The 23,684-nt window shown below is 69.9% G+C and carries 21 protein-coding genes; 20 read left to right on the top strand and 1 reads right to left on the bottom strand.

Features of this window, described 5'->3' with window-relative positions; all coding sequences use genetic code 11:
- The first annotated feature begins 4 nt into the window (after positions 1-4).
- The 12 genes from ACYUED_RS07855 to nusB all read left to right on the top strand — a co-directional run bounded on the left by ACYUED_RS07855 (position 5) and on the right by nusB (position 12,577).
- Positions 5-364 (top strand): hypothetical protein, encoded by a 360-nt coding sequence (locus tag ACYUED_RS07855; protein WP_266510670.1) that lies wholly within the window; start codon positions 5-7, stop codon positions 362-364.
- Positions 364-3,036 carry an alanine--tRNA ligase gene (alaS, locus tag ACYUED_RS07850; protein ID WP_491291559.1) on the top strand — a complete coding sequence of 891 codons (2,673 nt, stop codon included), beginning with the start codon at positions 364-366 and terminating at the stop codon, positions 3,034-3,036. The genes ACYUED_RS07855 and alaS overlap by 1 nt, the downstream gene beginning before the upstream one ends.
- Positions 3,037-3,046: 10 nt before the next feature.
- Complete coding sequence (gene ruvX, locus ACYUED_RS07845) at positions 3,047-3,511, top strand: Holliday junction resolvase RuvX (protein ID WP_491291558.1); 465 nt, start codon at positions 3,047-3,049, stop codon at positions 3,509-3,511.
- Positions 3,512-3,633: 122 nt separating this feature from the next.
- Positions 3,634-5,427, top strand: a complete 1,794-nt coding sequence (gene mltG, locus ACYUED_RS07840) for an endolytic transglycosylase MltG (RefSeq protein ID WP_491291557.1) — start codon at positions 3,634-3,636, stop codon at positions 5,425-5,427.
- Entirely contained in the window at positions 5,427-6,245 is an 819-nt protein-coding gene (locus tag ACYUED_RS07835) for a shikimate dehydrogenase (protein ID WP_491291556.1), read from the top strand. The genes mltG and ACYUED_RS07835 overlap by 1 nt, the downstream gene beginning before the upstream one ends.
- 168 nt (positions 6,246-6,413) lie before the next feature.
- Positions 6,414-7,598, top strand: a complete 1,185-nt coding sequence (gene aroC, locus ACYUED_RS07830) for a chorismate synthase (RefSeq protein ID WP_491291555.1) — start codon at positions 6,414-6,416, stop codon at positions 7,596-7,598.
- A gap of 32 nt (positions 7,599-7,630) precedes the next feature.
- A complete protein-coding gene (locus ACYUED_RS07825) occupies positions 7,631-8,113 on the top strand; it encodes a shikimate kinase (protein ID WP_266588514.1) in 483 nt (160 codons plus the stop codon).
- Positions 8,110-9,201, top strand: coding sequence for a 3-dehydroquinate synthase (gene aroB, locus ACYUED_RS07820; RefSeq protein ID WP_491291554.1), 1,092 nt, complete (start codon positions 8,110-8,112; stop codon positions 9,199-9,201). The genes ACYUED_RS07825 and aroB overlap by 4 nt, the downstream gene beginning before the upstream one ends.
- Positions 9,202-9,366: 165 nt before the next feature.
- Positions 9,367-10,224 carry a Pro-rich N-terminal domain-containing protein gene (locus ACYUED_RS07815; RefSeq protein WP_491291553.1) on the top strand — a complete coding sequence of 286 codons (858 nt, stop codon included), beginning with the start codon at positions 9,367-9,369 and terminating at the stop codon, positions 10,222-10,224.
- Between the two features lie 183 nt (positions 10,225-10,407).
- Positions 10,408-11,514 (top strand): aminopeptidase P family protein, encoded by a 1,107-nt coding sequence (locus ACYUED_RS07810; protein WP_491291552.1) that lies wholly within the window; start codon positions 10,408-10,410, stop codon positions 11,512-11,514.
- Positions 11,515-11,573: 59 nt separating this feature from the next.
- The gene (gene efp, locus ACYUED_RS07805) at positions 11,574-12,140 is read left to right on the top strand and encodes an elongation factor P (RefSeq protein WP_020128856.1); all 567 of its coding nucleotides are present in this window, start codon (positions 11,574-11,576) and stop codon (positions 12,138-12,140) included.
- 2 nt (positions 12,141-12,142) lie between these two features.
- Complete coding sequence (nusB, locus tag ACYUED_RS07800) at positions 12,143-12,577, top strand: transcription antitermination factor NusB (protein WP_491291551.1); 435 nt, start codon at positions 12,143-12,145, stop codon at positions 12,575-12,577.
- Positions 12,578-12,734: 157 nt separating this feature from the next.
- Here the strand turns inward: nusB and bldD are convergent, their stop codons facing one another.
- Positions 12,735-13,235, bottom strand: coding sequence for a transcriptional regulator BldD (gene bldD, locus ACYUED_RS07795; protein ID WP_030946861.1), 501 nt, complete (start codon positions 13,233-13,235; stop codon positions 12,735-12,737).
- A gap of 253 nt (positions 13,236-13,488) precedes the next feature.
- Between bldD and pyrR the strand changes: the two genes are divergently transcribed.
- The 8 genes from pyrR to pyrF all read left to right on the top strand — a co-directional run bounded on the left by pyrR (position 13,489) and on the right by pyrF (position 23,485).
- Positions 13,489-14,079 (top strand): bifunctional pyr operon transcriptional regulator/uracil phosphoribosyltransferase PyrR, encoded by a 591-nt coding sequence (gene pyrR / locus ACYUED_RS07790; protein WP_491291550.1) that lies wholly within the window; start codon positions 13,489-13,491, stop codon positions 14,077-14,079.
- Between the two features lie 103 nt (positions 14,080-14,182).
- Positions 14,183-15,163 (top strand): aspartate carbamoyltransferase catalytic subunit, encoded by a 981-nt coding sequence (locus tag ACYUED_RS07785; RefSeq protein WP_266510641.1) that lies wholly within the window; start codon positions 14,183-14,185, stop codon positions 15,161-15,163.
- A gap of 5 nt (positions 15,164-15,168) precedes the next feature.
- Entirely contained in the window at positions 15,169-16,455 is a 1,287-nt protein-coding gene (locus tag ACYUED_RS07780) for a dihydroorotase (RefSeq protein WP_491291549.1), read from the top strand.
- On the top strand, positions 16,452-17,030 hold the full coding sequence (locus tag ACYUED_RS07775) for a PH-like domain-containing protein (RefSeq protein WP_491291548.1): 579 nt from the start codon (positions 16,452-16,454) through the stop codon (positions 17,028-17,030). The genes ACYUED_RS07780 and ACYUED_RS07775 overlap by 4 nt, the downstream gene beginning before the upstream one ends.
- Positions 17,027-18,184: a glutamine-hydrolyzing carbamoyl-phosphate synthase small subunit gene (carA, locus tag ACYUED_RS07770; protein WP_491291547.1), complete on the top strand. Its 1,158-nt coding sequence runs from the start codon at positions 17,027-17,029 to the stop codon at positions 18,182-18,184. The genes ACYUED_RS07775 and carA overlap by 4 nt, the downstream gene beginning before the upstream one ends.
- Complete coding sequence (carB, locus tag ACYUED_RS07765) at positions 18,177-21,485, top strand: carbamoyl-phosphate synthase large subunit (protein ID WP_491291546.1); 3,309 nt, start codon at positions 18,177-18,179, stop codon at positions 21,483-21,485. The genes carA and carB overlap by 8 nt, the downstream gene beginning before the upstream one ends.
- Before the next feature lie 51 nt (positions 21,486-21,536).
- Positions 21,537-22,643, top strand: a complete 1,107-nt coding sequence (locus ACYUED_RS07760; RefSeq protein WP_491291545.1) for a quinone-dependent dihydroorotate dehydrogenase — start codon at positions 21,537-21,539, stop codon at positions 22,641-22,643.
- A complete protein-coding gene (gene pyrF, locus ACYUED_RS07755; protein ID WP_491291544.1) occupies positions 22,640-23,485 on the top strand; it encodes an orotidine-5'-phosphate decarboxylase in 846 nt (281 codons plus the stop codon). The genes ACYUED_RS07760 and pyrF overlap by 4 nt, the downstream gene beginning before the upstream one ends.
- The last annotated feature ends 199 nt before the right edge of the window (positions 23,486-23,684 follow it).

Genomic DNA, 23,684 nt, shown 5'->3' with positions numbered 1-23,684 from the left:
ACCGATGTTCCGCCGTACGTTCTGGTTCACCACGGGCGTCGCCGCCGGCGTGTGGGCGACCACCAAGGTCAACCGCAAGCTGAAGCAGCTGACCCCCGAGAACCTCGCCGCCGCAGCGGCCAACAAGGCGCTAGAGGCCGGTCACCGCATCAAGGACCGCGCGGTCGGCTTCGCCCTCGACGTCCGCGACAACATGGCGCAGCGGGAGGAGGAACTGGGCGACGCGCTCGGGCTGAACGCCTCCGTCGACCCCGAACTCCCCGCACCCCGGCGGTACGCCGCCATCGAGAACCGCAACAACCCGAAGTACGTCGAGGGCTCGACGTACCAGACGTACTCGTACAACCGGAATGAGGACCACTGATGGAGTCGGCCGAGATTCGCCGCCGCTGGCTGAGCTTCTTCGAGGAGCGCGGGCACACCGTCGTCCCTTCGGCGTCGCTCATCGCGGACGACCCGACTCTGCTCCTGGTCCCCGCCGGCATGGTGCCCTTCAAGCCCTACTTCCTGGGTGAGGTCAAGCCGCCCTTCCCGCGCGCCACCAGCGTGCAGAAGTGCGTGCGCACGCCCGACATCGAAGAGGTCGGCAAGACCACCCGGCACGGCACCTTCTTCCAGATGTGCGGAAACTTCTCCTTCGGCGACTACTTCAAGGAAGGCGCCATCAAGTACGCCTGGGAGCTGCTCACCAGCCCCCAGGACAGGGGTGGTTACGGCCTGGAGCCGGAGAAGCTCTGGATCACCGTCTACAAGGACGACGACGAGGCCGAGCGCATCTGGCACGACGTCGTCGGCGTGCCGAAGGAGCGCATCCAGCGCCTCGGCATGAAGGACAACTACTGGTCCATGGGCGTCCCCGGCCCCTGCGGACCCTGTTCCGAGATCAACTACGACCGCGGCCCCGAGTTCGGCGTCGAGGGCGGCCCCGCCGTCAACGACGAGCGGTACGTGGAGATCTGGAACCTCGTCTTCATGCAGTACGAGCGCGGCGAGGGCATCGGCAAGGACAACTTCGAGATCCTCGGCGACCTTCCGAGCCAGAACATCGACACGGGCCTCGGCCTCGAGCGACTCGCCATGATTCTGCAGGGCGTGCAGAACATGTACGAGATCGACACCTCCATGGCCGTCATCAACAAGGCCACCGAGCTGACCGGTGTGGCCTACGGGGACGCGCACGGCTCGGACGTCTCCCTGCGCGTGGTCACCGACCACATGCGTACCTCGGTGATGCTCATCGGCGACGGCGTGACGCCCGGCAACGAGGGCCGCGGCTACGTGCTGCGCCGCATCATGCGCCGCGCCATCCGCAACATGCGCCTGCTCGGCGCCACCGGCCCGGTCGTCAAGGACCTGATCGACGTCGTCATCGGCATGATGGGCCAGCAGTACCCCGAGCTGGTCACCGACCGTGAGCGCATCGAGAAGGTCGCCCTCGCCGAGGAGAACGCGTTCCTCAAGACGCTGAAGTCCGGCACCAACATCCTCGACACCGCGGTGAGCGAGACCAAGGCCTCCGGCTCCGGGGTCCTGCCCGGCGACAAGGCGTTCCTGCTCCACGACACCTGGGGCTTCCCGATCGACCTCACCCTGGAGATGGCCGCGGAGCAGGGCCTCTCGGTGGACGAGGACGGCTTCCGGCGCCTGATGAAGGAGCAGCGGGAGCGCGCCAAGGCCGACGCCCAGGCCAAGAAGACCGGCCACGCCGGCACCGGCGCCTACCGCGAGATCGCCGACAAGGCCGGCGAGACGTACTTCGTCGGCTACAGCGACACCGACACCGAGTCGACGATCGTCGGCATCCTGGTCGACGGCGCCTCCTCGCCGGCCGCCACCGAGGGCGACGAGGTCGAGATCGTCCTCGACCGCACCCCGTTCTACGCCGAGGGCGGCGGCCAGATCGGCGACACCGGCCGCATCAAGGTCGACACCGGTGCCGTCATCGAGATCCGCGACTGCCAGAAGCCGGTCCCCGGCGTCTACGTCCACAAGGGTGTCGTCCAGGTCGGCGAGGTCACGGTCGGCGCGAAGGCCCAGGCCTCCATCGACCAGCGCCGCCGCAAGGCCATCGCCCGCGCCCACTCCGCCACGCACCTCACCCACCAGGCCCTGCGCGACGCCCTCGGCCCGACGGCCGCGCAGGCCGGCTCCGAGAACCAGCCCGGCCGCTTCCGCTTCGACTTCGGCTCCCCGTCCGCCGTCCCCACGGCCGTGATGAGCGACGTCGAGCAGAAGATCAACGAGGTGCTCGCCCGCGACCTCGACGTCCGCGCCGACGTCATGGGCATCGACGAGGCGAAGAAGCAGGGCGCCATCGCAGAGTTCGGCGAGAAGTACGGCGAGCGCGTCCGCGTCGTGACCATCGGCGACTTCTCCAAGGAGCTGTGCGGCGGCACGCATGTGCACAACACCGCCCAGCTTGGCCTGGTGAAGCTGCTCGGCGAATCGTCGATCGGCTCGGGTGTCCGCCGTATCGAAGCGCTCGTCGGCGTCGACGCCTACAACTTCCTCGCCCGCGAGCACACGGTCGTCAACCAGCTGACCGAACTGCTCAAGGGCCGCTCGGAGGAACTCCCCGAGAAGGTCTCCGCCATGCTCGGCAAGCTGAAGGACGCCGAGAAGGAGATCGAGAAGTTCCGCGCCGAGAAGGTGCTCCAGGCCGCCGCCGGTCTGGTCGAGTCCGCCAAGGACGTGCGCGGCGTCGCGGTCGTCACCGGCCAGGTCCCGGACGGTACGACCCCCGACGACCTGCGCAAGCTGGTCCTCGACGTGCGCGGCCGCATCCAGGGCGGACGGCCCGCGGTGGTGGCCCTGTTCACGGTCAACAACGGCAAGCCCCTCACCGTCATCGCCACCAACGACCCCGCCCGTGAGCGCGGTCTCAAGGCCGGCGACCTGGTCCGTACGGCAGCCAAGACCCTCGGCGGCGGCGGTGGCGGCAAGCCGGACGTCGCCCAGGGCGGCGGCCAGAACCCGGCCGCGATCGGCGACGCCGTGGCCGCGGTCGAGCGTCTTGTGACCGAGACGGCGAAGTAGGGCCGAAGAGATGCGCAGAGGCCGTCGACTCGCGATCGACGTCGGGGACGCCCGGATCGGGGTCGCCTCGTGCGACCCCGACGGGATCCTCGCGACCCCGGTCGAAACCGTCCCCGGCCGGGACGTTCCCGCAGCTCACCGACGGCTCAAGCACATCGTCGAGGAGTACGAGCCGATCGAGGTGGTCGTCGGCCTCCCTCGCTCCCTCAAGGGGGGCGAGGGCCCCGCGGCGGTAAAGGTTCGTGGATTCGCCCAGGAGCTCGCCAAGGAAATCGCCCCCGTCCCCGTCCGGCTCGTCGACGAGCGGATGACCACGGTGACGGCCAGTCAGGGACTGCGCGCCTCGGGCGTGAAGTCGAAGAAGGGCCGCTCCGTCATCGACCAGGCCGCCGCTGTGATCATCCTCCAGCAGGCCCTCGAATCCGAACGGGTGTCAGGTAAAGCACCCGGCGAGGGCGTCGAAGTGGTCATCTGATCGCGATACGGTAACGTTCCGCGCGACTGCGCCGCTGTTCGAACAGCGGCTGCACAGCAAGAGGCGGGACGGAAGCCTGGCCAGAAGCCGCGTAACTGCCGCCTCGCGGCTCTAGGGGATCGATGACTGAGTATGGCCGGGGCGAAGGCCCCGAACCGTGGCACCCGGAGGACCCGTTGTACGGGGACGACGGGTGGGGCGGACAGCAGGCCCAGGTGGGCCCGCAGTCCCCCTACGGCGGCCAGCCACAGCACTATCCGGAGCAGCCGCAGCAGCACTACGGTGACTGGGGCGACGGCGGGCAGTCCTCCTACGGACAGGCGCAGCAGTATCAGGGCTACGACCAGCAGTACTACGCCGGTCAGGGCCAGCGGGGTTACGACCAGGGGCAGCAGGGCCACGAGCAGGGTCAGCAGGGTTACCACCAGGGGCAGCAGGGACACGGCCAGGGTCAGCAGGGACACGGCCAGGGTCAGCAGGGACACGGCCAGGGTCAGCAGGGTTACGACCAGACCCAGCAGTCGTACGACCAGAGCAGCTGGGGCACTGGCACCCACACGCATGCCCCATACACGGACCCCTCGGACCCGTACGGCCAGCAGGCCGCCTCGTACGCCGCGGACCAGCCCGACTTCTACAACGTGCCCGACGCCTACCCGCCCCCTGAGCCGCCCAGCCGCAGGCAGGCCGAACCCGAACCGCGAACCGACTGGGACCCCGGACCCGACCAGGGCGAACACGCCTTCTTTGCGGGCGGGAACGAAGGCGAAGACGAAGACGAAGATAGCGACGACCCCCGGGCCGCCCGCAAGAACCGCGGCGGCAAGAAGCCGAAGAAACGTCGCAGCGGATGTGCCTGCCTGGTACTGGTGGCGATCTTCGCCGGAGGCGTCGGCGGGGCCGGCTATTTCGGCTACCAGTTCTACAAGGACCGTTTCGGCACAGCACCCGACTACGTGGGCGACGGCGACGGCGCACAGGTCACCGTCGTCATCCCCAAGGGTGCCGGCGGCTATGTGATCGGCCAGAAGCTCAAGGAAGCCGGCGTCGTCGAGAGCGTCGACGCGTTTGTCTCCGCGCAGCAGTCGAATCCGGACGGCAAGAAGATCCAGGACGGCGTCTACACCCTGCAGAAGCAAATGTCGGCCGCGAGCGCGGTCGAACTGATGCTCAGCCCGAAGAGCCGCAGCAACCTGATCATCGCCGAGGGCTACCGCAACACGGCTGTCTACAAGCTGATCGACACGAGGCTGGGAGTAGCCGAGGGCACCACCGCGAAGATCGCGAAGAAGGACTACAAGAAACTCGGCCTGCCCGCCTGGGCGCTGGACCACCCGAACGTGAAGGACCCGCTGGAAGGGTTCCTCTACCCCTCCAGCTACGCGGCCACGAAGGGGCAGAAGCCCGAGACGGTCCTGAAGGAGATGGTCTCCCGGGCCAACGACACCTACGAGGAACTCGGCCTCGAGAAGAAGGCGAAGAGCCTGGGACTCGACAGTCCCTGGCAGCTGCTCACCGTGGCGAGCCTGGTGCAGGCCGAGGGCACGAGCCACGACGACTTCCGCAAGATGGCCGAGGTCGTCTACAACCGCCTCAAGCCCGGCAACCCCGAGACCTACGGCTCGCTCGAGTTCGACTCCACGTACAACTACGTGAAGAACCAGAGCAAGATCGACCTGAGCATCGCCGAGCTGCGGAAGTACAACAACCCGTACAACACGTACTACATCAAGGGCCTGCCCCCCGGCCCCATCGACAACCCCGGTGCGGACGCGCTCAAGGGCGCGCTCGCCCCGACGCACGACGGCTGGTACTACTTCATCTCGCTGGACGGCAAGACCAGCAAGTTCACGAAGACGCTCGCCGAGCACAACAAGCTGGTCGACGAGTTCAACGCGTCGAGGAAAAAGAGCTGATGACGACGACCCGCAGGGCAGCCGTGCTCGGCTCGCCCATCGCCCACTCGCTGTCCCCGCGGCTGCACACCGCGGGATACCGGGCACTCGGCCTGGAGGGCTGGTCGTACGACAGGTTCGAGATCGACGAGGCCGCGCTGCCCGGATTCCTCGCACAACTCGGCCCCGAGTGGGCCGGGCTGTCTTTGACGATGCCGCTGAAGCGGGCCGTGATCCCGCTGCTCGACGAGATCACCGACACCGCGGCCTCGGTGGAGGCCGTGAACACGGTGGTCCTGCGGCCCGACGGGAGCAAGGTCGGTGACAACACCGACATCCCCGGACTGGTCGCCGCGCTGCACGAACGCGGAGTGGAGAAGACCGAGTCGGCGGCGATCCTGGGCGCCGGCGCCACCGCCTCCTCCGCCCTTGCGGCGCTCGCCCGGATCTGCACGGGCGAGGTCACCGTCTACGTGCGCAGCGAGCGGCGCGCCGACGAGATGCGGCAGTGGGGCGAGCGGCTCGGAGTCCAGGTCCGCCCGGCCGACTGGTCCGACGCGGCACGGGCCTTCGAGGCACCCCTGGTGATCTCCACGACGCCCGCCGGGGGCACCGACGCGCTGGCCGCTGAGCTGCCTGCGCACATCGGCACCCTCTTCGACGTCCTCTACGACCCGTGGCCGACCCCCCTCGCCGCGGCCTGGGAAGCGCGGGGCGGGCACGTCCTCGGCGGCCTCGACCTGCTGGTGCACCAGGCGGTCTTCCAGTTCCGCCAGTTCACCGGCGACGCGCGTTCCCCGCTGGCCGCGATGCGCGAGGCCACCGCCCTGCGGGACTGATCGGTCCGCTCCTTGCTGTCCGTCTGCCGGACTCGGATCGGAGCGGCCTGCCGGACGTGGGAGGATCGAGGGTGGCGGGCCAGGGCCGCGCACCTGGTCGAGCCGTCGACGTACGCGAGGACGTGCGTACACAGGGGAGTACCAGGGCGCGAGCACTGAGGAGCACCGTTGAGCAGGTTGCGCTGGCTGACCGCGGGGGAGTCCCACGGTCCCGCACTCGTGGCGACGCTGGAGGGCCTTCCGGCCGGTGTGCCGATCACCACGGAGATGGTGGCGGATCACCTGGCCCGGCGCCGGCTCGGTTATGGACGCGGTGCGCGGATGAAGTTCGAGCGTGACGAGGTCACGTTTCTTGGTGGTGTGCGCCACGGTCTGACTCTGGGTTCGCCGGTGGCGGTCATGGTGGGCAATACCGAGTGGCCGAAGTGGGAGCAGGTGATGGCGGCCGATCCGATCGATCCGGAGATCCTGGCGGGTCTGGCCCGCAATGCCCCGCTGACCCGGCCGCGTCCGGGTCACGCAGACCTCGCGGGCATGCAGAAGTACGGCTTCGACGAGGCGCGGCCGATCCTGGAGCGGGCCTCGGCACGGGAGACCGCGGCCCGTGTCGCGCTCGGCGCCGTGGCCCGGTCGTTCATCAAGGAGACGGCCGGGATCGAGATCGTCAGCCATGTCGTCGAGCTGGCCTCGGCGAAGGCGCCGCAGGGTGTGTATCCGACGCCGGCCGATGTGGAGAGGCTGGATGCGGACCCGGTGCGCTGCCTGGACGCGGACGCGTCGAAGGCGATGGTCGCGGAGATCGACCAGGCCCACAAGGACGGTGACACGCTGGGCGGGGTCGTCGAGATCCTCGCGTACGGCGTTCCCGTCGGGCTGGGCTCGCATGTGCACTGGGACCGCAAGCTGGATGCCCGCCTCGCCGGTGCCCTGATGGGTATCCAGGCGATCAAGGGTGTGGAGATCGGTGACGGGTTCGAGCTGGCGCGGGTGCCGGGTTCGAAGGCGCACGACGAGATCGTGAAGACCGGTGAGGGCATCAGGCGTACCTCGGGTCGTTCCGGTGGCACCGAGGGGGGTCTGACGACAGGGGAGTTGTTGCGGGTGCGGGCGGCGATGAAGCCGATCGCGACGGTGCCGCGTGCCCTGCGGACCGTCGACGTCGCCACCGGTGAGGCCACCCAGGCGCATCATCAGCGCTCGGACGTGTCGGCGGTGCCGGCGGCCGGGATCGTGGCCGAGGCGATGGTCGCGCTGGTCCTCGCGGACGCGGTGGCGGAGAAGTTCGGTGGTGACTCGGTGACCGAGACCCGGCGCAACGTGCGGTCCTACCTCGACAACCTGGCCATCCGGTGAGCGCAGTGCCTGTCGTGGTGCTGGTCGGTCCGATGGGTGTGGGCAAGTCCACCGTCGGACAGCTGCTGGCCGAGCGGCTCGGTGTCGGCTACCGGGACACCGACGACGACATCGTGGCCGAGCAGGGCCGCGCCATCGCGGAGATCTTCGTCGACGAGGGCGAGGCCGCCTTCCGGGCGATCGAGAAGGCCGCCGTGCACCGGGCGCTGGCCGAGCACGAGGGTGTCCTCGCCCTCGGCGGCGGCTCGATCCTGGACGCGGACACGCGCGCGCTGCTGGGCGGGCAGCGCGTGGTCTACCTCTCGATGGACGTGGAGGAGGCGGTCAAGCGCACCGGCCTGAACGCGGCCCGTCCGCTGCTCGCGGTCAACCCGCGCAAGCAGTGGCGCGAGCTGATGGAGGCCCGGCGCTCGCTGTACGAGGAGGTCGCTACGGCGGTCGTGGCGACCGACGGCCGTACGCCCGAAGAGGTCACCCAAGTCGCCCTGGACGCACTGGAGTTGAAGGAAGCATGAGCGAGGCAGTCACCCGGATCCAGGTCGGGGGCACGGCGGGGACCGAGCCGTACGAGGTCCTGGTCGGACGTCAACTCCTTGGAGAACTCGGCGGGTTGATCGGGGAGAAGGCCAAGCGCGTCGCGGTGGTCCACCCCGAGGCGCTCGCCGAGACGGGCGAGGCGTTGCGGGCCGATCTGGCCGGGCAGGGCTTCGAAGCCGTCGCCATCCAGGTGCCGAACGCGGAGGAGGCCAAGACCGCCGAGGTCGCCGCCTACTGCTGGAAGGCGCTGGGCCAGTCCGGGTTCACCCGCTCCGACGTCATCGTCGGCGTCGGCGGCGGATCCACCACCGACCTCGCCGGTTTCGTGGCCGCCACCTGGTTGCGCGGCGTGCGCTGGATCGCGATCCCGACCACCGTCCTCGCGATGGTCGACGCGGCCGTCGGGGGCAAGACCGGCATCAACACAGCCGAGGGCAAGAACCTCGTCGGCGCCTTCCACCCGCCCGCCGGCGTGCTGTGCGACCTGGCCGCGCTGGACTCCCTCCCGGTCAACGACTACGTCTCCGGGCTCGCCGAGATCATCAAGGCCGGTTTCATCGCCGACCCGCAGATCCTGGAGCTCATCGAGGCCGACCCGCAGGCCGCCCGCACCCCGGCGGGCCCGCACACCGCCGAGCTCATCGAGCGCTCCATCCGGGTCAAGGCCGAGGTCGTCTCCTCCGACCTGAAGGAGTCGGGGCTCAGGGAGATCCTCAACTACGGCCACACGCTCGCCCACGCCATCGAGAAGAACGAGCGCTACAAGTGGCGGCACGGCGCCGCGGTCGCCGTCGGCATGCACTTCGCCGCCGAACTCGGCCGTCTGGCGGGCCGGTTGGACGACGCGACGGCCGACCGCCACCGCACCGTCCTCGAATCGGTCGGCCTGCCGCTGCACTACCGCTACGACCAGTGGCCCAAGCTGCTGGAGACCATGAAGGTCGACAAGAAGTCCCGCGGCGACCTGCTGCGCTTCATCGTCCTGGACGGCCTGGCCAAGCCGACCGTCCTGGAAGGCCCCGACCCGGCCGTCCTGCTGGCCGCGTACGGCGAAGTGGGCGAGTAAGTCCGGCGGAGCGCGATCCATCCGATTTGCCTTACGGGCATGGGCACTTCGGGGCGTCCCCGGCCGTTCACCAAACGGCGGCCGGGGAAGGTACCGTTCGGTAAGGAGCGGGCTTCGCGGCCCGCTGCCAGCGCCAATTGCCTGTACGAGACGGAGTGGCACCGGATGCAGCATGCAGTGGGTTCTCCGCTGCCGCCGCCCCATCAGCCGGGGCAGGGACCGGCCGCAGGCTGGTCACCGGCCGCACACCAGCCGGGTCAACAGCAGGCGGCTGGGCACCAGGGCCCCGCCCCCGTGCCCCCGCCGCCCCCTGCACCGGGCTACCCCCAGGTGCCCCCGGCGCCGGCCCCGCCCGCCCCGCACCACTCCCCGGCCCCGGACACCACCGGCCATGTCCCGCTGCCGCCCGGCGGCCCGGTCGCCATGCCCAGCGCACCGCCCGCCACCACGGTGCCGGACGCCACCAGCACGACCCTCGCGGTGCTGCTGATCGGCCCCGCGGGTGCCGGCAAGACGAGCGTCGCCAAGTACTGGGCGGACCACCGCCGGGTCCCCACCGCACACATCAGCCTCGACGACGTACGCGAATGGGTCCGCTCGGGCTTCGCCGACCCGCAGTCGGGGTGGAACGACGGCTCGGAGGCGCAGTACCGCCTGGCCCGCCGCACCTGCGGCTTCGCAGCCCGCAACTTCCTGGCCAACGGCATCTCCTGCATCCTCGACGACGCCGTCTTCCCCGACCGTCCGGTCGTCGGCCTCGGCGGCTGGAAGCGCCACGTGGGCCCCGGCCTTCTCCCGGTCGTCCTCCTCCCCGGCCTGGAGATCGTCCTGGAACGCAACGCGGAACGCTCCGGCAACCGCCGCCTCACCGACGAGGAGGTGGCTCGCATACACGGCCGTATGGCGGGCTGGTACGGCTCGGGCCTGCCGATCATCGACAACTCCCAGTTGGACGTCCCCCAGACGGCGAGGGTCCTGGACGACGTACTGGCACGGTCCATCGCCAGCCCGCCGAACTGGTAGCCGCCGGGAGGCTGACCGGCTTTCAGGGGCGCGAGACCGTCCCGGCATGCGGCTCCGCCGCCTGGTCGGGCGCAACCTCCCACCGCGATCAACCCCCACCTCGCACACGACAGGACCCGGCACCCCATCCCCCAATCGGCACCCCAACCGGCACAAATCCCCCACCGCTTCTACGCTCGTGTCATGTCAGAGGTGTACGCAGTCCGCCGAGCAAGACTGAGGGAACGCTGCAAGGCCGGCGGCAGCCAGGCCGCGCTGATCTCCCGCCCCGCCAACGTCCGCTACCTCGCGGGCACCGCCCCACAGGGCGCCGTTCTGCTCCTGGGCAAGACCGAGGACCTTCTCCTGTGCGCCGGCCCACCGGACGAGAGACCCCCGCAGGGGCGAGGGGATGATTCGCTGCGCCTGCAGGCCCTGCCCGGCAGCGCGGGCGATCCCGCCGTCGCCGCCGCCGATCTCGCCGAGGCCCAACGCGCCGACACCCTCGCCGTGGAGGAACACCACCTCACCGTGGCCCGGCACCGGGAGATCCGCTCGGTCGTCCCGCGCCTGCGCCTCGCCGACCTCGGTGGCGCGGTCGAACAGCTCAGGGTGGTCAAGGACGAGGAGGAGATCTCCTGCCTCCGCATCGGCGCCGAAATCGCCGACCAGGCTCTCGGTGAACTCCTGGAGTCCATCCTCGTCGGTCGCACCGAACGCCATCTCGCCCTCGAACTGGAGCGCCGCCTCGTCGACCACGGCGCAGACGGCCCCGCCTTCCCGACCTCCGTGGCCACCGGCCCCAACGCCGGCAGGCGCGCGCACCGGCCCACCGATCGCCGCGTCGAGGAGGGCGACTTCCTCTCCGTCTGTCTGGGCGCCGCATACCGCGGCTACCGCTGCGAGATCGGCCGCACGTTCGTCATCGGTACGTCTCCCGCGGACTGGCAGATCGAGCTGTACGACCTGGTCTTCGCCGCTCAGCGTGCCGGACGGGAGTCGCTGGCGCCGGGCGCGGCCTGCCGCGATGTGGACCGTGCCGCACGTCAGGTACTGGACTCCGCGGGATACGCGGAAGGGCTGACGGCCCTGACGGGGCACGGCGTGGGGCTCGAAATCGACGAGGACCCGCAGCTGGCCCCTGCGGCCATGGGTAAACTGGACGCCTGCGTGCCGGTCACCGTCGAACCGGGGGTCCACCTCCCGGGCCGGGGTGGTGTCCGGATCGATGACACGCTCGTCGTCCGCCCCGAGGCGGACGGCGGACCCGAGCTACTCACCATCACGACCAAGGAGCTGCTCGCGCTCTAGCTTGTCGGCTACGCGCGTGCGCCGGGGTCGTCCACGTCAGTCCAGGAGATTCCGCAACCGTGGCTTCCACGAACGACCTCAAGAACGGCCTTGTGCTCAAGCTCGAAGGCGGCCAGCTCTGGTCCGTCGTCGAGTTCCAGCACGTCAAGCCCGGCAAGGGCCCGGCCTTCGTGCGCACCAAGCTCAAGAACGTGCTCTCCGGCAAGGTCGTCGACAAGACCTTCAACGCCGGCGTCAAGGTCGAGACGGCCACTGTCGACAAGCGCGACATGCAGTTCTCGTACATGGACGGCGAGTACTTCGTCTTCATGGACATGGAGACGTACGACCAGCTCATGGTCGACCGCAAGGCCGTCGGTGACGCCGCCAACTTCCTCATCGAGGGCTTCACGGCCACCGTCGCGCAGCACGAGGGGGAGGTGCTCTTCGTCGAGCTGCCGGCCGCCGTCGAGCTCGTCGTCCAGGAAACCGAGCCGGGCCTGCAGGGCGACCGCTCCACCGGCGGCACCAAGCCCGCCACCCTGGAGACCGGTCACCAGATCAACGTCCCGCTCTTCATCACCACCGGTGAGAAGATCAAGGTCGACACCCGCACGAGCGACTACCTCGGCCGGGTGAACAGCTAACCGTGGCTGCCCGCAACACGGCCCGCAAGCGCGCCTTCCAGATCCTCTTCGAGGGCGACCAGCGTGACGTCGACGTCCACACGGTCCTCGCGGACTGGATCCGGCTCTCCCGGGACGACACCCGGCAGCCGCCGGTGAGCGAGTACACGATGGAGCTGGTCGAGGGTTACGCGAAGCACGCGAGGCGCATCGACGAGCTGATCGCGCAGTACTCGGTCGGCTGGACCCTCGACCGCATGCCGGTCGTGGACCGCAACGTTCTCCGCCTCGGCGCCTACGAGCTGATCTGGGCGGACGAGACCCCGGACGCCGTCGTGCTGGACGAGATGGTGCAGCTCGCGAAGGAGTTCTCGACGGAGGAGTCGCCCGCCTTCGTCAACGGCCTGCTGGGCCGGCTCAAGGAGCTGAAGCCCTCGCTGCGCCGGGACGAGGCGTAAGGGACAGGCATCGCCAGGGGGCCCGCAGTGTGATTGCTGCGGGCCCCCTGGCGTTCCCGTACCTGCGATGCCGTCGAGGGCCGCAGAAAGCCGCCGGGGTGGCCGGAACAGTGAAGTTCCGGCCACCCCGGCGGCACGTTTCTGCTGGCTGCTGCTGTCAGACCTCTTCGTGGGCGACCGCGCGGCGGGCGTCCGCGTCCAGCACGCCCCAGCTGATCAGCTGCTCGGTGAGGACCGAGGGGGACTGGTCGTAGATGACGGCGAGTGTGCGCAGGTCGTCCTGGCGGATCGACAGCACCTTGCCGTTGTAATCGCCGCGCTGCGACTGGATCGTCGCCGCGTACCTCTGCAGCGGGCCCGCCTTCTCGGCCGGCACGGTCGCCAGCCGCTCCAGGTCCAGGACCAGCTTCGGCGGCGGCTCGGCGGCGCCGCCGGGGGTGGTGCCCGGCAGGAGTTCCTGCACCGGGACCCCGTAGAAATCCGCCAGTTCGGCGAGGCGCTGTACGGTCACGGCACGGTCACCGCGTTCGTACGAACCGACCACGACCGCCTTCCAGCGTCCCTGGCTCTTCTCCTCGACACCGTGGAGGGAAAGGCCCTGCTGGGTGCGGATGGCCCGGAGCTTGGCCCCGAGCTGTTTGGCGTATTCGCTGGACATATAGCTCCCCGGACACTGTGTCGACGCGGCTGCAGGGGGTCCGAGCCGCGCGTCTGGTAACTCACTGTGAGGTTACGCAGCGTAACTCTCGTGCGTCAAGCCGAATGGTCCACACCGACTCTTCCGTGGCCGCGGTGGCTGATTACGCCAGGGGGGTGATCAGGGGCGTCGTCAGGGCCTGCTACCGTGGATGGCGCAAATCCGACGTCCTTTAAGGTCCGTCCCGTGAGGCGGAGAAGGAGGTCCGTTTCTTATGGACACGCAGGACACGCAGGACACGCAAGGCTCCGATGCCCGGCCCGTTCTCGAAGGCCCCGACATCGCGCGGGTGTTGACCCGCATCGCCCACGAGATCGTCGAGCGCGCCAAGGGCGCCGACGACGTGGTGCTCCTCGGCATTCCGACCCGGGGCGTCTTCCTCGCGCAGCGGCTCGCCGCCAAGCTCGAGGAGATCACCGACCGGAAGATCCCCGTCGGCTCGCTCGACATCACCATGTACCGCGACGACCTGCGCATGCATCCGCCGCGTGCGCTGGCCCGCACCGAGATCCCGGGTGACGGCATCGACGGCCGCCTGGTCGTCCTGGTCGACGACGTGCTCTTCTCCGGCCGCACCATCCGCGCCGCCCTCGACGGCCTGAACGACATCGGGCGTCCGCGCGCGGTGCAGCTCGCGGTCCTCGTCGACCGCGGCCACCGTGAACTGCCCATCCGCGCCGACTACGTCGGCAAGAACCTCCCCACGTCGTTGCGGGAGACGGTCAAGGTCCAGCTCGCCGAGGAGGACGGTCGCGACACCGTGCTGCTCGGTGCCAAGCCGGCCGCCCCGGGCGAGCAGCAGTAGCACGCGCGCGTACGGCACCGCCGTACGCCTGCTCAGTGCGCCCCTGCACGAGCCCGCCTGCCCGGAATCTCCCAAACCTGAACTGCCTTACGGAGCCTGACAGATGCAGCGTCATCTCATCTCGGCCGCCGACCTCACCCGCGACGACGCCGTCCTGATCCTCGACACCGCCGAGGAGATGGCCCGGGTCGCCGACCGGCCGATCAAGAAACTGCCGACCCTGCGCGGCCGCACCGTCGTCAACCTCTTCTTCGAGGACTCCACGCGCACGCGCATCTCCTTCGAAGCCGCCGAGAAGCGCCTGTCCGCGGACGTCATCAACTTCACCGCCAAGGGGTCGAGCGTCTCCAAGGGCGAGTCCCTGAAGGACACCGCCCAGACCCTGGAGGCCATGGGCGTCGACGCCGTGGTCATCCGGCACGGCGCCTCCGGAGCGCCGTACCGCCTCGCCACCTCGGGCTGGATCGACGCCGCCGTCATCAACGCCGGTGACGGCACCCACCAGCACCCCACGCAGGCCCTGCTCGACGCGTTCACCATGCGCCGCCGCCTGGTGGGCCGGGACGCCGGCCTCGGACAGGACCTGTCCGGCAAGCGGATCACGATCGTCGGGGACGTCCTGCACAGCCGGGTCGCCCGCTCCAACGTCGACCTGCTGCACACCCTCGGCGCCGAGGTCACCCTCGTCGCCCCGCCCACCCTGGTGCCGGTCGGCGTCGAGCGCTGGCCCTGCGAGGTGTCGTACGACCTCGACGCCGTACTCCCCAAGTCCGACGCCGTGATGATGCTCCGCGTCCAGCGCGAGCGCATGAACGCCGCCTTCTTCCCGACCGAGCGCGAGTACTCGCGGCGCTACGGCCTCGACGGCGAGCGCATGGCGCGGATGCCCGAGCACGCCATCGTGATGCACCCCGGCCCGATGGTCCGCGGCATGGAGATCACGGCCGAGGTCGCCGACTCCGACCGCTGCACCGTCGTCGAGCAGGTCGCAAACGGAGTGTCCATCCGGATGGCCGTCCTGTACCTGCTGCTCGGTGGCAACGAACCCGCCGTCACCCACGCCCGCACCATCGAGGAGAAGTAAGAACCATGAGCAAGATCCTGATCCGTGGTGCGAAGGTGCTCGGCGGCGAGTCGCAGGACGTGCTGATCGACGGTGAGGTCATCGAGGCCGTCGGGACGGGGCTCTCCGACGAGGGCGCCGAGGTGGTCGAGGCCGGCGGCAAGGTGCTCCTGCCGGGACTCGTCGATCTGCACACCCACCTGCGTGAGCCGGGCCGCGAGGACTCCGAGACCGTCCTGACCGGCACGCGCGCGGCGGCGAGCGGCGGCTACACGGCCGTCTTCGCCATGGCCAACACGTTCCCGGTCGCCGACACCGCCGGCGTCGTCGAGCAGGTCTGGCGACTGGGCCGGGAGCACGGCTACTGCGATGTGCAGCCCATCGGTGCCGTCACCGTGGGCCTGGAGGGCAAGAAGCTCGCCGAGCTGGGCGCCATGCACGAGTCGGCGGCCGGCGTCACCGTCTTCTCCGACGACGGCAAGTGCGTCGACGACGCCGTGATCATGCGGCGCGCCCTGGAGTACGTGAAGGCCTTCGGCGGGGTCGTCGCCCAGCACGCACAGGAGCCGCGGCTGACCGAGGGCGCCCAGATGAACGAGGGCATCGTCTCGGCCCAGCTGGGGCTCGGGGGCTGGCCCGCCGTGGCCGAAGAATCGATCATCGCCCGGGATGTCCTGCTCGCCGAGCACGTCGGCTCCCGCGTCCACATCTGCCATCTGTCGACCGCCGGGTCCGTCGAGATCGTCCGCTGGGCCAAGTCCCGCGGCATCGACGTCACCGCCGAGGTCACCCCGCACCACCTGCTCCTCACGGACGAGCTGGTGCGGACGTACAACCCGGTCTACAAGGTCAACCCGCCGCTGCGCACCGAGCGCGACGTGCTCGCCCTGCGCGAGGCGCTCGCCGACGGCACGATCGACATCGTCGCCACCGACCACGCCCCGCACCCGCACGAGGACAAGGACTGCGAGTGGGCCGCGGCCGCCATGGGCATGGTGGGCCTGGAGACCGCCTTGTCAGTGGTGCAGGAGACCATGGTGGACACCGGGCTCCTCACCTGGGCCGGGGTCGCCGATCGCATGTCCGTCAAGCCCGCCGGCATCGGGCAGGCGCAGGGGCACGGGCGTCCCGTCTCGGCTGGTGAGCCCGCCAACCTCACGCTCGTCGACACGGAATACCGTGGGGCGGTGGACCCCGCGGGCTTCGCCTCGCGCAGCCGGAACACCCCGTACGAGGGGCGTGAGCTGCCGGGCCGTGTGACGCACACCTGGCTCCGGGGCAAGGCCACGCTCGTCGACGGGAAGCTCACGTGACACCTGCAACTCTGCTCGCCGCCGGACTCGCCGCCGAAAAGAAGTCGGCCGAGGTCACCGACTGGGCCGCCCGCGCGGGCTGGCTCGTCGGGCTCGCCCTCTTCGTCGCGCTCGTCTACTGGCTGATGCGCGAGGGCTGGAAGTGGCGTGGCACGCTCCAGGGCGACGTCCCCGAGTTGCCCACCGCGCCGGAAGAGCCCGGCGAGGTGAGACTGACGATGAGCGGCCGCTACCACGGCTCCACGACCGCCGGTCAGTGGCTGGACCGCATCGTGGCCCACGGCCTCGGCACCCGCAGCCGGGTCGAGCTCACGCTGACGGACGCGGGACTGGACGTCGTACGGCCCGGGGCGACGGATTTCCACGTCCCCCTCGCGGCTCTGCGCGAGGCCAGGCTCGACAAGGGCATCGCCGGCAAGGTCCTGACCGAGGGCGGGCTGCTGGTGGTGACCTGGGCGCACGGCGAACGACTGATCGACTCCGGGTTCCGCTCCGACCGGGCGGCCGAGCACACCGAGTGGGTCGACGCCATCAACTCCATGATCAACAAGACGGAAACGGAAGGCGCACGATGACGACCTCCACAAGGGGAGCCTCCAAGGTTCCCGCGGTACTCGTCCTGGAGGACGGCCGGATCTTCCGCGGCCGTGCCTACGGGGCCGTGGGGGAGACCTTCGGCGAGGCCGTGTTCTCCACCGGCATGACCGGCTACCAGGAGACTCTGACCGACCCGTCGTACGACCGCCAGATCGTCGTCGCGACCGCCCCGCAGATCGGCAACACCGGCTGGAACGACGAGGACGACGAGTCGAGCCGCATCTGGGTCTCCGGCTATGTCGTGCGCGACCCCGCGCGCGTGCCGTCCAACTGGCGCGCCAAGCGTTCCCTGGACGACGAGCTGGTCGCGCAGGGCATCGTCGGTATCAGCGGCATCGACACCCGCGCGCTCACCCGCCACCTGCGCGAGCGCGGCTCCATGCGCTCCGGGATCTTCTCCGGCGAGGCGATCGCCCCCGAGCCCGAGCTCGTCGCGCGCGTGCAGGCCCAGCCGCACATGAAGGGCGCCAGCCTCTACGAGGAGGTCGCCACCAAGGAGACGTACGTCGTCCCCGCGGTCGGCGAGAAGAAGTTCACCGTCGCCGCGATCGACCTCGGCATCAAGGGCATGACCCCGCACCGCATGGCCGAGCGCGGCATCGAGGTGCATGTGCTGCCGGCCACGGCCACCGAAGAGGACGTCTACGCCGTCGCCCCCGACGGGGTCTTCTTCTCCAACGGTCCTGGTGACCCGGCGACCGCCGACGGCCCGGTCGCGCTGATGACCGCGGTCCTGGAGCGGAAGACGCCGCTGTTCGGCATCTGCTTCGGCAACCAGATCCTCGGGCGGGCGCTCGGCTTCGGCACCTACAAGCTGAAGTACGGCCACCGGGGCATCAACCAGCCCGTCCAGGACCGGACGACCGGCAAGGTCGAGGTCACCGCGCACAACCACGGCTTCGCCGTGGACGCGCCGCTCGACACGGTCAGCGAGACCAGGTTCGGGCGCGTCGAGGTCTCGCACGTCTGCCTGAACGACAACGTCGTGGAGGGGCTCCAGCTGCTCGACCAGCCGGCCTTCTCCGTCCAGTACCACCCCGAAGCGGCGGCGGGCCCGCACGACGCCGCCTACCTGTTCGACCGCTTCACGTCTTTGATGAGCACAGTCCCGATGGAGGGCCAGCGTGCCTAAGCGCACCGATATCCAGTCCGTCCTGGTCATCGGCTCCGGCCCGATCGTCATCGGCCAGGCCGCCGAGTTCGACTACTCCGGCACCCAGGCGTGCCGCATCCTTCGCGCCGAGGGCCTCAGGGTCATCCTCGTGAACTCCAACCCGGCGACGATCATGACCGACCCGGAGATCGCCGACGCCACGTACGTCGAGCCGATCACCCCGGAGTTCGTGGAGAAGATCATCGCCAAGGAGCGCCCGGACACCCTGTTGCCCACCCTGGGCGGCCAGACGGCCCTCAACACGGCCATCTCGCTGCACGAGGCGGGCACGCTCGACAAGTACGGCGTGGAGCTGATCGGCGCCAACGTCGAGGCCATCAACAAGGGCGAGGACCGCGACCTCTTCAAGGGCGTCGTCGAGGCAGTCCGCCAGAAGATCGGCCACGGCGAGTCCGCCCAGTCGGTCATCTGCCACTCCATGGAGGACGTCCTCGGGGGCGTCGAGGCGCTCGGCGGTTACCCGGTCGTCGTCCGGCCGTCCTTCACCATGGGCGGCGCAGGCTCCGGCTTCGCGCACGACGAGGAGGAGCTGCGCCGCATCGCCGGCCAGGGCCTCACGCTCTCGCCGACCACCGAGGTGCTCCTGGAGGAGTCCATCCTCGGCTGGAAGGAGTACGAGCTGGAGCTGATGCGCGACAAGCACGACAACGTCGTGGTCGTCTGCTCCATCGAGAACTTCGACCCCATGGGCGTGCACACCGGCGACTCGATCACCGTCGCGCCCGCGATGACGCTGACCGACCGCGAGTACCAGATCCTGCGGGACATCGGCATCGCCGTGATCCGCGAGGTCGGCGTCGACACCGGCGGCTGCAACATCCAGTTCGCGGTGAACCCCGACGACGGTCGCGTGATCGTCATCGAGATGAACCCGCGCGTGTCCCGCTCCTCGGCCCTCGCGTCCAAGGCGACCGGCTTCCCCATCGCCAAGATCGCGGCCAAGCTCGCCGTCGGCTACACCCTCGACGAGATCCCGAACGACATCACGAAGGAGACCCCGGCCTCCTTCGAGCCGACGCTCGACTACGTGGTCGTGAAGGCCCCGCGCTTCGCCTTCGAGAAGTTCCCGCAGGCCGACTCCACGCTGACCACGACCATGAAGTCGGTCGGCGAGGCCATGGCCATCGGCCGCAACTTCACCGAGGCCTTCCAGAAGGCGCTGCGCTCGCTGGAGAAGAAGGGCAGCCAGTTCACCTTCGTCGGCGAGCCCGGTGACAAGACGCTTCTGCTCGAAGAGGCCGTGCGGCCCACCGACGGCCGTATCAACACCGTCATGCAGGCCATCCGCGCGGGCGCCACGCCTCAGGAGGTCTTCGAGTACACGAAGATCGACCCCTGGTTCGTCGACCAGCTCTTCCTGATCAAGGAGATCGCGGACGAGCTCGCCGAGGCGCCGGAGCTGACCCGGGAGCTGCTGGCCGAGGCCAAGCGGCACGGCTTCTCGGACCAGCAGGTCGCTGAGATCCGCGGCCTGCGCGAGGACGTCGTCCGCGAGGTCCGGCACGCTCTCGGCATCCGCCCGGTGTACAAGACGGTCGACACCTGCGCCGCCGAGTTCGCCGCGAAGACGCCGTACTTCTACTCCTCCTACGACGAGGAGACCGAGGTCGCACGGCGCGAGAAGCCGGCCGTCATCATCCTGGGCTCCGGCCCCAACCGCATCGGCCAGGGCATCGAGTTCGACTACTCGTGCGTCCACGCGTCCTTCGCGCTGAGCGACGCGGGCTACGAGACGGTGATGGTCAACTGCAACCCGGAGACCGTCTCCACGGACTACGACACCTCCGACCGTCTGTACTTCGAGCCGCTGACGCTGGAAGACGTACTGGAGATCGTCCACGCGGAGCAGCAGGCCGGCCCGGTCGCGGGTGTGATCGTGCAGCTGGGCGGCCAGACGCCGCTGGGTCTGTCGCAGGCGCTCAAGGACAACGGCGTGCCGATCGTGGGCACCCCGCCGGAGGCCATCCACGCGGCCGAGGACCGGGGCGCCTTCGGGCGCGTGCTGGCGGAAGCCGGCCTCCCGGCCCCCAAGCACGGCACCGCCACGACGTTCGCCGAGGCCAAGGCCATCGCCGACGAGATCGGCTACCCGGTCCTCGTCCGGCCGTCGTACGTCCTCGGCGGGCGCGGCATGGAGATCGTCTACGACGAGACCCGGCTGTCGTCCTACATCGCCGAGTCGACCGAGATCAGCCCCTCCCGGCCGGTCCTGGTCGACCGCTTCCTCGACGACGCGATCGAGATCGACGTCGACGCCCTCTACGACGGCGCCGAGCTCTACCTCGGCGGCGTGATGGAGCACATCGAGGAGGCCGGCATCCACTCCGGCGACTCGGCGTGCGCGCTGCCCCCGATCACCCTGGGCGGCTTCGACATCAAGCGCCTGCGGGCCTCGACGGAGGCCATCGCCAAGGGCGTCGGAGTACGCGGTCTGATCAACATCCAGTTCGCGATGGCCGGCGACATCCTCTACGTCCTGGAGGCCAACCCGCGCGCGTCCCGCACCGTCCCCTTCACCTCGAAGGCGACCGCGGTCCCGCTGGCGAAGGCCGCCGCCCGGATCTCCCTGGGCGCGACCGTCGCCGAACTGCGGGCCGAGGGGCTGCTTCCGGCGCACGGCGACGGCGGTGAGCTCCCGCTCGACGCGCCGATCTCCGTCAAGGAGGCCGTCATGCCGTGGTCGCGCTTCCGCGACATCCACGGCCGCGGTGTCGACACGGTCCTCGGCCCGGAGATGCGCTCCACCGGCGAGGTCATGGGCATCGACTCCGTGTTCGGCACGGCGTACGCCAAGTCGCAGGCGGGCGCCTACGGTCCGCTGCCGACCAAGGGCCGCGCGTTCATCTCGGTCGCCAACCGCGACAAGCGCTCGATGATCTTCCCGGCGCGCGAGCTGGTCGCCCACGGCTTCGAACTGCTGGCCACCTCCGGCACCGCCGAGGTCCTCAGGCGCAACGGCCTCAACACCACGGTCGTCCGCAAGCAGTCCGAGGGCACCGGCCCGAACGGCGAGAAGACCATCGTCCAGCTCATCCACGACGGCGAGGTCGACCTCATCGTCAACACCCCGTACGGCACCGGCGGCCGCCTCGACGGCTACGAGATCCGTACGGCGGCCGTGGCGCGGTCGGTCCCGTGCCTGACGACGGTCCAGGCGCTCGCCGCCGCCGTCCAGGGCATCGACGCCCTCAACCACGGTGACGTGGGCGTCCGTTCGCTCCAGGAACACGCGGAACACCTGACCGCGGCCCGCGACTAGCAGCCCTGAGGGGGACACCGGAAACGGTGTCCCCCTCTTCGTGAGGACACCATGTACAAGATCTTCTTCAACCTCGTCTTCAAGCGGATGGACCCGGAGCGGGCCCACTACCTGGCCTTCCGCTGGATCCGCTTCGCCGTCCGCGTTCCCGTGCTGCGCACCTTCGTCGCCGCCGCGCTCGCCCCCCGCCACGCGGAACTGCGCACCGAGGCGTTCGGGCTGCGCATGCACGGCCCCTTCGGGCTCGCCGCCGGCTTCGACAAGAACGCCGTCGCGATCGACGGCATGTCGATGCTCGGCTTCGACCACGTCGAGATCGGCACCGTGACCGGGGAGGCGCAGCCCGGCAACCCCGGAAAGCGGCTGTTCCGGCTCGTGAAGGACCGGGCGCTGATCAACCGCATGGGCTTCAACAACGAGGGCTCGCTGGCGGTGGCGGCCCGTCTGGCGTCCCGTGAGCCGGTCTTCCGGACCGTCGTGGGCGTCAACATCGGCAAGACCAAGGTCGTCCCCGAGGACGAGGCCGCCGCGGACTACGTGAAGTCCGCCGAGCGGCTGGCGCCGTACGCCGACTACCTGGTGGTGAACGTCTCGTCCCCGAACACCCCCGGGCTGCGCAACCTGCAGGCCACCGAGGCGCTGCGTCCGCTGCTGAGCGCCGTGCGCGAGGCCGCCGACCGTACGGTGACCTCCCGCCGTGTCCCGCTGCTCGTGAAGATCGCCCCGGACCTCGCCGACGAGGACGTCGACGCCGTGGCGGACCTGGCCGTCGAACTCGGCCTGGACGGGATCATCGCCACCAACACCACCATCGCGCGCGAGGGACTCGGTTTGAAATCCGAACCTTCGCTCGTCAAGGAGACCGGCGGGCTGTCCGGCGCGCCCCTGAAGGCCCGCTCCCTGGAGGTGCTGCGCCGCCTCTACGCGCGCGTGGGCGACCGCATCACCCTGGTGGGCGTCGGCGGCATCGAGAACGCCGAGGACGCCTGGCAGCGCATCCTGGCCGGCGCCACGCTGGTCCAGGGGTACAGCGCCTTCATCTACGAGGGCCCCTTCTGGGGGCGCGCGATCCACAAGGGCCTCGCCGCCCGCCTCGCCACCAGCCCGTACGCCACCCTCGCCGACGCGGTCGGCGCCGACGTAAGGAAGACCACGTGAGCGCTCTCGAACCCTTCGGCACCCGTCTGCGGCGCGCCATGGACGAGCGTGGGCCGCTGTGCGTCGGTATCGACCCGCACGCGTCCCTGCTCGCCGAGTGGGGCCTGAACGACGATGTCGCGGGCCTGGAGCGGTTCAGCCGCACGGTGGTGGAGGCGACCGCCGACCGGGTCGCAGTCCTGAAGCCGCAGAGCGCGTTCTTCGAGCGCTTCGGCTCCCGTGGCATCGCCGTCCTGGAGAAGTCGGTGGAAGAGGCCCGGGCGGCCGGGGCGCTGGTCGTGATGGACGCCAAGCGCGGCGACATCGGCTCGACCATGGCCGCGTACGCCGAGACCTTCCTGCGCAAGGACTCCCCGCTCTTCTCGGACGCGCTCACCGTCTCGCCCTACCTCGGCTACGGATCGCTCTCGCCGGCCCTCGCGCTCGCCCGGGAGAGCGGCTCGGGCCTGTTCGTGCTCGCGCTGACCTCCAACCCTGAGGGTGGTGAGGTGCAGCACGCGGTGCGCGCGGACGGACGGAACGTCGGGGCGACGATGCTCGCGCACCTCGCCGCCGAGAACGAGGGGGAGGAGCCCCTGGGGTCCTTCGGGGCCGTCGTGGGCGCAACGCTCGGCGATCTGTCGTCCTACGACCTGGGCATCAACGGGCCGCTCCTGGCACCCGGCATCGGAGCCCAGGGCGCCACCGCGGCCGACCTTCCCGGCGTCTTCGGGGCAGCGGTGCGCAACGTCGTGCCGAACGTCAGCCGGGGGGTGCTGCGCCACGGTCCCGACGCCGGGGCGCTGCGCACGGCCGCGGACCGCTTCGCGGAGGAGATCAGGGCCGCCGTGGCGACCGTATGAGACGTTCGTGACGGTCGTCTTCGGCACTCAAGACGCTCGCTCTGCTCCTTGGGCGAGTGGTCGGAGGAGTGGCGCGAGGCTCACTTGAGTCTGAATACATCCTCAAATCCTGGGCATTATGTCCTAAATGTCAGGCCTGACGGAGGCTGACCAGGACTTTTCCGCTGTTCTCGCTGACTCTGGCGGACTTGCCCGCTAG

The sequence above is a fragment of the Streptomyces sp. DF42 genome (genome assembly GCF_058267695.1).
Note: the sequence above shows the minus strand (reverse complement) of the source record. Positions and strands in the feature narration are given on the sequence as shown.

Excerpts from the sequence above, each read along its gene's own strand:
- mltG (WP_491291557.1), top strand. The coding sequence starts at position 3,634 with ATGACTGAGTATGGCCGGGGCGAAGGCCCCGAACCGTGGCACCCGGAG.
- aroB (WP_491291554.1), top strand. The coding sequence starts at position 8,110 with ATGAGCGAGGCAGTCACCCGGATCCAGGTCGGGGGCACGGCGGGGACC.
- ruvX (WP_491291558.1), top strand. The coding sequence starts at position 3,047 with ATGCGCAGAGGCCGTCGACTCGCGATCGACGTCGGGGACGCCCGGATC.
- ACYUED_RS07760 (WP_491291545.1), top strand. The coding sequence starts at position 21,537 with ATGTACAAGATCTTCTTCAACCTCGTCTTCAAGCGGATGGACCCGGAG.
- ACYUED_RS07825 (WP_266588514.1), top strand. The coding sequence starts at position 7,631 with ATGGGTGTGGGCAAGTCCACCGTCGGACAGCTGCTGGCCGAGCGGCTC.
- ACYUED_RS07835 (WP_491291556.1), top strand. The coding sequence starts at position 5,427 with ATGACGACGACCCGCAGGGCAGCCGTGCTCGGCTCGCCCATCGCCCAC.
- ACYUED_RS07780 (WP_491291549.1), top strand. The coding sequence starts at position 15,169 with ATGAGCAAGATCCTGATCCGTGGTGCGAAGGTGCTCGGCGGCGAGTCG.
- ACYUED_RS07785 (WP_266510641.1), top strand. The coding sequence starts at position 14,183 with ATGCAGCGTCATCTCATCTCGGCCGCCGACCTCACCCGCGACGACGCC.
- carA (WP_491291547.1), top strand. The coding sequence starts at position 17,027 with ATGACGACCTCCACAAGGGGAGCCTCCAAGGTTCCCGCGGTACTCGTC.
- ACYUED_RS07815 (WP_491291553.1), top strand. The coding sequence starts at position 9,367 with ATGCAGCATGCAGTGGGTTCTCCGCTGCCGCCGCCCCATCAGCCGGGG.
- alaS (WP_491291559.1), top strand. The coding sequence starts at position 364 with ATGGAGTCGGCCGAGATTCGCCGCCGCTGGCTGAGCTTCTTCGAGGAG.
- pyrR (WP_491291550.1), top strand. The coding sequence starts at position 13,489 with ATGGACACGCAGGACACGCAGGACACGCAAGGCTCCGATGCCCGGCCC.
- ACYUED_RS07855 (WP_266510670.1), top strand. The coding sequence starts at position 5 with ATGTTCCGCCGTACGTTCTGGTTCACCACGGGCGTCGCCGCCGGCGTG.
- bldD (WP_030946861.1), bottom strand. The coding sequence starts at position 13,235 with ATGTCCAGCGAATACGCCAAACAGCTCGGGGCCAAGCTCCGGGCCATC.
- ACYUED_RS07810 (WP_491291552.1), top strand. The coding sequence starts at position 10,408 with ATGTCAGAGGTGTACGCAGTCCGCCGAGCAAGACTGAGGGAACGCTGC.